7 protein-coding genes are annotated in these 6,313 nt (G+C 41.4%); 1 reads left to right on the top strand and 6 read right to left on the bottom strand.

What is annotated here, in order from left to right; genetic code table 11:
• Nucleotides 1–146: 146 nt before the first annotated feature.
• Nucleotides 147–899 carry a tyrosine-protein phosphatase gene (locus F0364_RS19855; RefSeq protein WP_153799546.1) on the bottom strand — a complete coding sequence of 251 codons (753 nt, stop codon included), beginning with the start codon at nucleotides 897–899 and terminating at the stop codon, nucleotides 147–149.
• A 34-nt stretch (nucleotides 900–933) separates the two neighbouring features.
• A complete protein-coding gene (locus F0364_RS19850; protein WP_207632783.1) occupies nucleotides 934–2,604 on the bottom strand; it encodes a polysaccharide biosynthesis protein in 1,671 nt (556 codons plus the stop codon).
• Here F0364_RS19850 and F0364_RS19845 point away from each other — a divergent pair.
• Complete coding sequence (locus F0364_RS19845; RefSeq protein WP_207632782.1) at nucleotides 2,603–2,872, top strand: hypothetical protein; 270 nt, start codon at nucleotides 2,603–2,605, stop codon at nucleotides 2,870–2,872. The genes F0364_RS19850 and F0364_RS19845 overlap by 2 nt on opposite strands.
• Nucleotides 2,873–3,225: 353 nt before the next feature.
• On the opposite strand, the gene F0364_RS29015 is transcribed toward F0364_RS19845, so the two are convergent.
• From F0364_RS29015 to F0364_RS19825, 4 genes are all read right to left on the bottom strand, one after another.
• Nucleotides 3,226–4,122, bottom strand: coding sequence for a hypothetical protein (locus F0364_RS29015; protein ID WP_207632781.1), 897 nt, complete (start codon nucleotides 4,120–4,122; stop codon nucleotides 3,226–3,228).
• Between the two features lie 78 nt (nucleotides 4,123–4,200).
• On the bottom strand, nucleotides 4,201–4,434 hold the full coding sequence (locus F0364_RS19835; RefSeq protein WP_153799543.1) for a hypothetical protein: 234 nt from the start codon (nucleotides 4,432–4,434) through the stop codon (nucleotides 4,201–4,203).
• A 58-nt stretch (nucleotides 4,435–4,492) separates the two neighbouring features.
• Nucleotides 4,493–5,116: a DUF481 domain-containing protein gene (locus F0364_RS19830; protein WP_207632780.1), complete on the bottom strand. Its 624-nt coding sequence runs from the start codon at nucleotides 5,114–5,116 to the stop codon at nucleotides 4,493–4,495.
• A 471-nt stretch (nucleotides 5,117–5,587) separates the two neighbouring features.
• A complete protein-coding gene (locus F0364_RS19825) occupies nucleotides 5,588–6,094 on the bottom strand; it encodes a hypothetical protein (protein ID WP_153799541.1) in 507 nt (168 codons plus the stop codon).
• Between the last annotated feature and the right edge of the window lie 219 nt (nucleotides 6,095–6,313).

Raw genomic sequence — 6,313 nt, 5'->3', positions numbered from 1 at the left:
TAATAATGTAATTGAAAATCAAATAATTATAACCGCACTAAATCCGAGGGGGACAAGTCAGGATAGTACTACTCCAGTTGGGCTCATAAAAAAATACGCGTAATCAAATGTTGCGCCCATTAATAAGATTGGCGGGAAAAAAGCGGCTATAGGCTACCGAATAATTTGCTGTTCTTAATATCAAGGCCTTCTGCAAGGGTATAAAATTCTTTGCGGGTAGCAAGTTCTTCCAGGGCGGCAAGATGCTTTTCGTGGTGCATGTCCGTACCCAGCAAATCAATCATTTTGTTTCTGGCCAGTTTCTCGGCAACCATTTTTATTGGCTTTCCATAATAGCCGAGTAGCGACAGAAGGTTAACCTGCATTAAGCAACCAAGGTCAATAAAACGCTGGTATTGTTCAAAACGCTGGTGATAAAAATTATATCTCTCAGGATGGGCAAGTATGGGCTGATAGCCCTGCATGCGCATTTCAAAAATCACCTGTTCAATATTGGGAGATTCAGCCAGGTACGACATTTCAATGAGCACATTCTTATTACCAAAGGAAAGCATTTGCTTTTTATCCCGCAGGTAATTCTCCATTTCCATGTCCACCATATATTCTGCGCCGGCAGCCACTTCAATGGCAAGCCCCCTGGCAGCTACGGCTTTTTTAACCTCGTCAAGCCTGGGCAGAATAGTACCGGGGCTGTTAGGATACAAATCACTCAAAATATGGGGGGTGCATATCAGTTTACGATAGCCCAACTGTTGCAAACGTTCCATGAACAAAAGGGTATCCTCCATAGTTTGCAAGCCATCGTCAAGACCGGGCAACAGGTGAGAATGCATGTCAACCCCAATAAAAGACAGGTCGGGTTTTATATTTTCTTTTTTCTTAAAGAGAAATGATAACATGTACCAAAAATAAGAGAAGATTACTAACCATTGGCTAAAAAGCGTTGCTGGCAATACGGGCGGGGTCTATCTCTTTATTATTCAGGTCAAATACGGCATTGCTGCTCTTGTATTCGGGAACAAGCTGGCGTATATGGCTTACCACTTTTTTGTCATTGCAAACCTGGGCAGTTTCAATCAATTCATTTATGCCCGCTATAAGGCCCTGGTAGTCACACTCAATTACTTTGGCTACCAGTATCTTTTTGTTGTGGGTAGGTATAACTTCCTCGGCTTTATTCAGCAGCTCTTCATACAACTTTTCGCCTGGCCTTAACCCGGTAAACTCTATATTAATTTCGCTTCCTGGTTCTTTGCCTGCCAGCCTTATCATTTTCTTGGCAAGGTCAAGAATCTTAACCGGCTCACCCATATCAAAAAGGTATAACTCACCACCATTGCCAATAGTAACCGCTTCCAGCACCAGTGAGCAGGCCTCATGAATGGTCATAAAATAGCGTATAATTTCCGGATGGGTAACCGTAACCGGGCCTCCCGCAGCTATTTGTTGCTGAAACCTTGGGATAACAGATCCATTGGAGCCAAGCACATTTCCAAAACGGGTGGTGATGAATTTTGTTTTGCTTTTAAGTTTAACGCTGGGCAGCATCGGCAAAACCGGTAATTCTTTCGGTTGACAATCTGCTTTGCCATGCAGGGCGTGGCAATACATTTCAGCAATACGCTTAGATGCGCCCATAACATTGGTAGGGTTGATTGCTTTATCCGTAGATACAAAAAGAAAACGCTCCACATCGTACAATTCCGCCAAATCAGCCAATACCCTGGTGCCTTGTACATTGGTTAATATCGCTTCTGAAGGATGGCTTTCCATCATGGGCACATGTTTAAAGGCTGCCGCATGAAATACGATGTTGGGCATATAGGCCGCAAACAGCCGGTTCATGGCGTATTCATCCTTAACGTCTCCCAAAAATACCTTTAGCGAAGCGCCAAGTTTATATTTCTGCTGAAGTTCGTATTCCAGCTCAAAAAGCCCGGTTTCACTTTTATCACAAATAATAAGCGATGCGGGACATATAGCGGCAACCTGCCGGGCAAGCTCGCTGCCAATGGAGCCAGCAGCACCGGTGATAAGAATACTCTTGGTACCCAACATGTTTATCACATGCTCATTAGGCAATGATATGGAAGGCCGCCCCAACAACTCCTCAATTTTCACCTGTTCCAAACGGCTTAGCTTCTGGTTGCTGTTTATCCAGTCTGCCACAGAAGGTATATTCATTACCTGCATGTGATGGGACAGGCAAACATCTACAATATTTCTTTTTAAATCCGCATCCATCTTATCTTTTGCAAAAAACACTGCTTTTGCATTAAACCGACGGATAATTTCTTCCGTTTCCGTATAGGAATATATCTCTATCCCATCAATTGTTTTAGTTATATACTGCTCTTCATCTTCAATAAAAGCAACAACCCGGTAAGCTGAATCAGAGAGGTTTTCTACAGACATCTTAACCAGCGAACTGTTTAGCTCAACGCCATAAACTATAACATTTACGGTGTTGTCTTCAGTAATGCTTATGCGGTAAAGCTGTTTAACCAAAAGCCTGTAACCAAAAATCAGGAACGATGCAACAAAGAAAAATACCAGCAAAACCGTTGTATCAATCACATAAGCATGCCCCGAAAAGGCCATCATGCAATTGAGGGCTACAATGCTTAAAAAAGAGCAGAATACAGCAGTAACACTGCGCATGGCCTCATTAAAATCTGAAAACCTGATAATGCCCTGGTATGTTTTAAGAAGTACAAAAAAGGCTGAAGCCGAAAGGGATGTTATAGTAACTATTAATAAAAATGCGCTGTTTCCCGCTGCAAAGCCAGTGATGAGGTACTGTGAAAAAAGCACGGAAAATATGCAAATCGAGAGATCAAGGGCAAATATTGCCCATTTAGGGGTAATGTGATTACGGAGTAGAAAACTTCTAAATTCTTTCAAGAGATTGGATTTAAATGACAAATTAAAATTAGCGCCAAAAAACCGTTTCGTTAAAACAAAGAGAAAGTTTAAACAAATCTTAATCGCCACAAACACCTTGCAAAACAACGCTTTGAGCTATTTCAATCTATAATCACTGACTTGCAAATAACAATCTTTCTTACGGCAATAATAAATTTGGGAGAATTCGCTTTATCATGACTTCAACTAAAACTGCGCATATATGATCTGTGTCCAGGGCTTAACTTCTTAACAATAAAATTGACCTTTAAAAGTTAACTCCTTTTGATAAGTACTATGCTCGTTACTCACATAAATGCCTTACTCACGTTCTTCCAAACTAACAACTTTTGATTTAAGCAACTCTAATTCTTTCTTTAATAATTCTATTTGATGCTTCAGTTCTTCGACTGTAGAATCCTGGGTATTCAACATCTTGGCTCCCTGATTGCTCACACGAATATCCCCGTTACTGTCAATCACCAGTATATTTCCGGAACCTGAAGGTAAACTCTTAAACCTCAATGGCTGGCCTTCACAATTAACCTCAAACGGCCTTGTTACTCTGCCAGCTTCTTCAAGCGGATAAGTATACCCCCGTCCGATAGCAACGAAACCTTCATTGGTTATAACCATTCTTTGAGTCAAAGAACCATTGAAATTGGTAAAAAAACGCAAGTATGCTGTATGTAAAAGGCTTGCGTCAGGATAATTTAGCGGATAGCCGTCGAATTGAATACGAGCTTTTACATTTGTGGTAGAAACATCACTGGCATCATCACGGATAAAATCGATTCCGATATTATCATCCTCACCTTGAACGTTCGGAGAGTTCCTGATAATCAAGTTGCTGTGAGCTATTGGTCTCATTCGTATGCTTCCATTAGGCGATAAATGCATTCGATTGAAATTGTTTGCCCTTAATACGAGTGGCTTATTATCAGTTGTACCTAAAAAATTTGTGCTTTCATCAATTCCCTTATTACCAGTTAGTTGCCAGCTAAAACCAGCTATTTCCCTATAAAAAACGTTTCCGTTTGAGTCAAGGCCTATCATTCTGTTTATTAAACTATCAGCCTTGATGCCTTGCAGCCGCAAAGACCCTGTTGTGTGAAGCTGAGCTGTAGGATTAGCGGTTCCAATACCAACCCTGTTTTGAGAAAAGCAGTAGATAGAACCAAATAAGCTTGCAAGGAGAACGAAACAACGAATCTTCATTTGAGTTAGATTTAGGTTTATGTACTAAAATAATGATTTTGAGATTTTTACCAGAAATTAAAGAATAATTGTTATCCCTCACCCACCCTTCTTTTGCAACAGGATATGGAACGACTCCACCGCTTCTTTCCTTGCTTCATTTCCTTCAATGTCCAGCGCTGCATTAGCAGAAGCATCTTCAGTAGAATAAGTAAAGGTATCTGTATGACCATCGGTAAACGTAAGCTGAAAGGCATACTTGCCGGTACCTGCCTCCTCTATCCGCACTTCGGCGTGATGAATACCGAATGAGTAAGGAAATGTTACGCTCATAATTGTTTTTGTAAGAATTTATAGAACCACCCGCTGTTATAAAGATAAACCAGCTTTCTTAAAAATATTTCTCTACCGCAACACCGAATGTAAGAATAAGATTTTCCCTGTTGGTACGGCTTATTTTATTGTAGTTGGCAGCCGCTGTAAGGCTTAGCCACTTTCTTAATTTTACAGCCAATGTGTTTACTGAGCTGATGTTATAATCGCTTATATCCTGTAATGAAGGCTGGTAAAAATGAATTCCTTCCACTATTAACCGTTCCTGTATATTAAACCGGTACTTAATGCGGGTGGAGTTACGTGTTGTTTGATACATATCTTTACCCAGCGTAGCATCCACCAGGTTGCCTTTCTCAAACAATAGCCCATCACTTATAACAAAGCTGCTAACCGGGGTCCGCAAAATAGTGTAGCTAATTCCGCCGCCACCCTGCAGCCGGTAATCAATTTTTAAGGAAAGGCTGGTTTGATAAGAAAGCAGTGCCCAGTAAGAAATACGGCTTTCCTTCCTCCATACATCCAGGTTAGCGGTTACAAGCAAATCGTTGTTGGTAAGATTTTTATTTTGTTGGCCGTATATCCAGTTAGCTGAAGAGCTGAAGGCTGTATGCCTGTGGCTAACACCAAAGCCCAGCGAGTTATTTATTACAAAAGAGCTTTGTTCATTTGTGCGGTTCACGATACCAGTGCCAGAGTAACGAAAATGGTGGTGAACAGAATCATTGAATTGTGTAAAGCATTTTACTGAAAGCAACATTATAATTAAAAGCAGTGCAAAACATCGCATAAGCTAACTATCTGGTGAACAACGAAGGCCGCAAAATACATGCCTTAGCATCATTAACCAACAACAGCTAATATTCTTTACGTAAGTATTACAGCAAAGCGGGCGAAGGAAAACTTTTACCGGGCCGCTCAATTTGGTGATTTCAGGGGCTTTCAACTATACAACAGATTTCTGCTGCAGTCCCGGCTTTCCGCTGCAACTCCGCCACAAGACCATACGCTCACGCCTTCAGCGGGGTTTCCGCTTCAATCCGGCAGCCTTTCATCAGTGCCAATTCTCTTCAGCTTCCCCGCAGGATAGATAAAAACATTTTCCGTTGATGGTTGTAACTACCAATCAATTGCTGCATTGCCCAGGGGCAACTCAAATATCCAACCCCGCTAAAAAAGACGACCGGTAATTCATGCCTTCATCAATTTTCCAGTATGTTCCTTTTACATCGGCATACATAATAGCAGATTCTATTAGGTGCAGCATCTGGTCATGTTTTTCTGCAGACATCGGGTTTACCGTGGCCGGGTTTACCGCATGGTAATCTTTACTGGTGATAATAATTTCGGAGGGGTCAAACACATTCAGCAATGCTTCCAAAAAGCGGAAACGGCCATGCACACTGTCATACGGCAATGCATCCGCAAACATGCGGCCATCCGGCGTTTTGGTCCAGTATATTTTCATCGTCCTTCCTTCGTAGTCATCCAGCAGGCAGCCGTTGTCATCATAATAACGGCCTTTTAATATACGCTTACATTCCGCATCAGAAAGGCCTGAATTAACTTCGGCATCCGCCTCAGCAAGCGTATCTGCAGCATGCACAAACAAGGTTTGCAATAACAATGTTTTGTCAAGTAAAGTGATATTAAACTCCATATAAAGCAGTAAGATTTTCTTTTAGCCAATGCCAGCATGGGTTTTACAAAAGGACGGGGTTAATTTTCCGGCGGCAGGCTATCGCGAAGTATGATGAACAGCAAGATACAAAAAGATAGCGTACCGGGTTGATATAGTTCAGTAAGCGTTTTAATATTTCCTGACTTGTCCCTTTTAGTGCGGAGCGTTTAGTTTTTCTATAAATTCCTTCATTTTAGG

Origin of the sequence: Foetidibacter luteolus (assembly GCF_009650435.1) — a bacterium.
GTDB lineage: Bacteria > Bacteroidota > Bacteroidia > Chitinophagales > Chitinophagaceae > Foetidibacter > Foetidibacter luteolus.
This window is presented reverse-complemented; position numbering and strand designations above follow the sequence as displayed.

Bases quoted from the DNA above. Each gene is read 5' to 3' on its own strand.
- F0364_RS19845 (WP_207632782.1), top strand. From the start codon at position 2,603: ATGCAATTGAGGGCTACAATGCTTAAAAAAGAGCAGAATACAGCAGTA.
- F0364_RS19850 (WP_207632783.1), bottom strand. From the start codon at position 2,604: ATGATGGCCTTTTCGGGGCATGCTTATGTGATTGATACAACGGTTTTG.
- F0364_RS19835 (WP_153799543.1), bottom strand. From the start codon at position 4,434: ATGAGCGTAACATTTCCTTACTCATTCGGTATTCATCACGCCGAAGTG.
- F0364_RS19855 (WP_153799546.1), bottom strand. From the start codon at position 899: ATGTTATCATTTCTCTTTAAGAAAAAAGAAAATATAAAACCCGACCTG.
- F0364_RS19825 (WP_153799541.1), bottom strand. From the start codon at position 6,094: ATGGAGTTTAATATCACTTTACTTGACAAAACATTGTTATTGCAAACC.
- F0364_RS29015 (WP_207632781.1), bottom strand. From the start codon at position 4,122: ATGAAGATTCGTTGTTTCGTTCTCCTTGCAAGCTTATTTGGTTCTATC.